General features: G+C 40.1%; 1 protein-coding gene. It reads left to right on the forward strand.

What is annotated here, in order from left to right:
* Nucleotides 1-3,795 (forward strand): YDG domain-containing protein (locus ACINWC743_RS04880; protein ID WP_009584598.1); only part of this gene is annotated, 3,795 nt, incomplete at both ends.

Raw genomic sequence — 3,795 nt, forward strand, 5'->3', positions numbered from 1 at the left:
GACAGGCGCTCAAATTAATTCTGGTTCGGCAACGATTTCTCAAAATGGGCATACCCTGAATATTAATCAAAGTAGTCAAACACTGAGCACCAATTGGAACAGCTTTAACATTGGTCAAAATGCGACAGTCAATTTTAACCAAAATAATGCATCTTCAGTCGCAATTAACCATGTATTAGACAGTAATGCTTCGCAAATCATGGGGCGTTTAAATGCCAATGGTCAGGTGTTTCTGCTCAATCCTAATGGTGTGGTTTTCTCTAAAACCGCTCAAGTGAATGTTGGGGGATTGGTTGCTTCAACGTTAGCACTTACGGACCATGATATTCAAAATGGTCAATTCACTTTAAAAGGCGATGCCAATAGTCATGCAAGTATAGAAAATTATGGCACTATTCAAACTTTAAAAGGTGGAACAGTGGCGCTGATTGCGCCGAATGTTAAAAATACAGGTTCTATTACCACACCAAATGGAACTACGCATTTAACATCCGCTAGTCAAGTCACGCTTGCTTTACAGGATGGTTCACTGACCCAATACCAAGTGGATCAAGGGGTTCTTAAAGGTTTGGTGGACAATGGAGGAGCAATTCTTGCTGATAATGGCGCAGTCTATTTAACTGCAAAAGCCAAAGACAGTTTAAGTAAAGCCGTTGTGAATCATTCAGGCATTATCGAAGCCAACCGTTTAAGTCAAAATGCCAAAGGCGAAATTATTCTACTGGGTGATATGCAAACTGGTACAACCACTGTGAGTGGCGTACTGAAAGCTGAAGGAAAAAATGGTCAGGATGGTGGATTTATTGAAACCTCGGCAGCTGATGTTAAGATCGATCAAACTACGGCTGTGTCCACTCGATCAGACAGTGGAAAAACAGGAACTTGGTTAATCGACCCTACAGATTTCAGTATTAATTCGGGTAATGCATCAGCAAGTAGTAGTGGCATTGGTGCAACCACTTTAGCAAGCAGTCTTGCAACCAGTAATGTCATATTACTAACCAGCACTACGGGTAATCAAAAGGGTGATATCAATGTTAATGCTGATGTGACTTGGGGGAGTGCGACTAGCCTGACTTTAAATGCACAAAATAACATTAATATTAATGCCAACATTACAGCGACCAATAATAGTGGCAAACTTAATTTGATTTATGGGCAAAATACAGCCAATACCAGCGCAAATTATTATATTAACAATGGCGCAAAAATAAACTTAAAGGCAGGGCAGAACTTTAGTACCCAAAAAGGAACGGCAGCCACCATTAACTATCAAGTCATTACGGCTTTGGGCGCACAAGGTTCAATTACAAGTCAAGATTTACAAGGTATTAACGGCAACCTAAGTGGTAATTATGTGTTGGGTGCAGACATAGATGCCAGCAGTTCGGAGCTATGGAATGGTTATACAGGATTCGACCCAATTGGCTTTTATAATGCAAATTTAAGCCCAATGGATCTATCACAACAGACTTTTCGGGGACGTTTTGATGGATTAGGTCATGCGATTGATGGGCTCAGTATTGAGTCTATGTATCAGGGGATCGGCTTGTTTGCGATTACGCATCAGGATGCACTGATACAAAATGTTGGGCTGACTAATATTGGTATTTCGGGTTATGGAAAAACTGGTGGTTTGGTTGGACTTAATCTGGGCACAATTAATAATGCCTATGTCAATACAGGGCTGGTCACAGGAAATACTGAACAGTATGGTGGATTGGTTGGCTGGAATTTTAATTATGGCAATATTTTAAACTCATATGCCAATGTGACTGTAAAAGGGAAATATTCAAATAATAACTATATTGGCGGTCTGGTTGGTTATAGCGATGGGCTAATCAGTTCTTCTTTTGCAACAGGTCCAGTGACAGGAAATAATTATGTTGGTGGATTAGTTGGAGGAACTTCGGGACCAGTCAATAATTCTTATGCCACAGGCACAGTGATTGGAAATCAATATGTTGGTGGATTAGTTGGTTTTAATGGAGGAAATGTTGATAAGACTTATTCTTCAGGTAATATCATTGGAAATCAGTATGTTGGTGGTCTTGTTGGTGGCGGTAATGGTATAACCACAAATAGTTTCTGGAACACCAGTACTTCTGGAAGAACAAGCAGTGCTGGTGGTGTAGGAAAAACCACAGCAGAACTTCAACAAATTTCAACTTTTGCAAATTGGGATATTGATGATGCCGGAGGCACTGGTAAAATTTGGCGTATTTATGAAGGTAGATCTGCTCCCTTACTACGTCATTTTCTAAAACCTTTGGTCACAGAAGTCGTCGCTAATTTTGCTAACAAAACTTATGATGGGGTGATTGCTTCAGGAACGCTAGCTTCAGGACTAAATTATAAAACAACCGGTAAAAATGCAGGTGTTTATAGTTTAAATGATGGTTCAATCTTGATCAGTGGCGTTCCTACAGGGGCAAATACAACACAATTTGGTAATGATGTTATATATAAAGACAATGGTGGATCAGGAACACTGACAATAACAACAAAGAGTTTAAATATCGGTGGTTTAAGTGCAGTAAACAAAGTTTATAACGCATCAAAAACTGCGTCATTAACAGGAAATGCAAGTATTGTAGGTGGAATATCGGGTGATTCTATTTCGTTGTCTGGAACTGGAATTGGATTATTTTCTGACAAAAATGTCGGTAATGATAAAAATGTGACTGTTTCAGGTTTTACGTTGTCGGGAACAGATGCTTTAAATTACACCTTGCTACAGCCGACAAATCTTAAAGCTAATATAACGCCTGCAGTTTTAACCATTAATGGAATAAGTATTGCAGATAAAACCTATGATGGTTTGTCCAATGCAACCATAAATGGCACTGCTTCAATCAATCCAATTGCAGGAGATTTTGTTGGATTGAGTGGTAGTGGTATAGGAACATTTACAGATAAGAATGCAGGAATTAGGTCTGTGAGCGTAACAGGCTATAACTTAACAGGTGTGGATGCTGGAAATTATATTTTTAGTCAGCCTATAGGTTTAAGTGCCACAATTCATAAAGCGCAAGCCATTGTAAAGGCAAATAGTTTAAATACGACCTATAATGGACAAAACCAAACTGCATCAGGCTTTACTGCAACAGGTCTGGTGAGTGGTGAAGATAGCTCAGTATTGACAGGTGTCACAGCATCCGTAACGGCTAAAGATGCAGGTAGTTATACGAATAAAGCCAATGGCGTTGATAAAAACTACGATCTGACCTTTGTGGATGGCGCTTTGGATATTGCCAAAGCCAAAGCGACGGTGACAGCGAATAGCGTATCAACTGTTTATAACGGACAAAATCAAACTGCATCAGGCTTTAGTGCAACAGGTCTGGTCAATGGCGAAGATAGTTCGATATTGACAGGTGTCACAGCATCTGTAACGGCTAAAGACGCAGGCAGTTATACGAACAAAGCCAATGGCGTTGATAAAAACTATGATCTGACCTTTGTCGATGGTGCATTGGATATTGCCAAAGCCAAAGCGACTGTAACGGCGAATAGTTTAAATACGACCTATAACGGCAAAAACCAAACAGCATCAGGCTTTACTGCTACTGGTTTGGTCAATGGTGAAACTGAATCTGTACTTTCTGGTGTCACAGCATCCGTAACCGCTAAAGATGCAGGCAGTTATACGAACAAAGCCAATGGTGTTGATAAAAACTACGATCTGAGCTTTGTTGATGGTGCATTGGATATTGCCAAAGCCAAAGCGACTGTAACGGCGAATAGCGTATCAACTGTTTATAATGGACAAAATCAAACAGCTGCTGGCTTTAG

It is taken from the genome of Acinetobacter sp. WC-743, assembly GCF_000335555.1.
Classification (GTDB): Bacteria; Pseudomonadota; Gammaproteobacteria; order Pseudomonadales; family Moraxellaceae; genus Acinetobacter; species Acinetobacter bereziniae.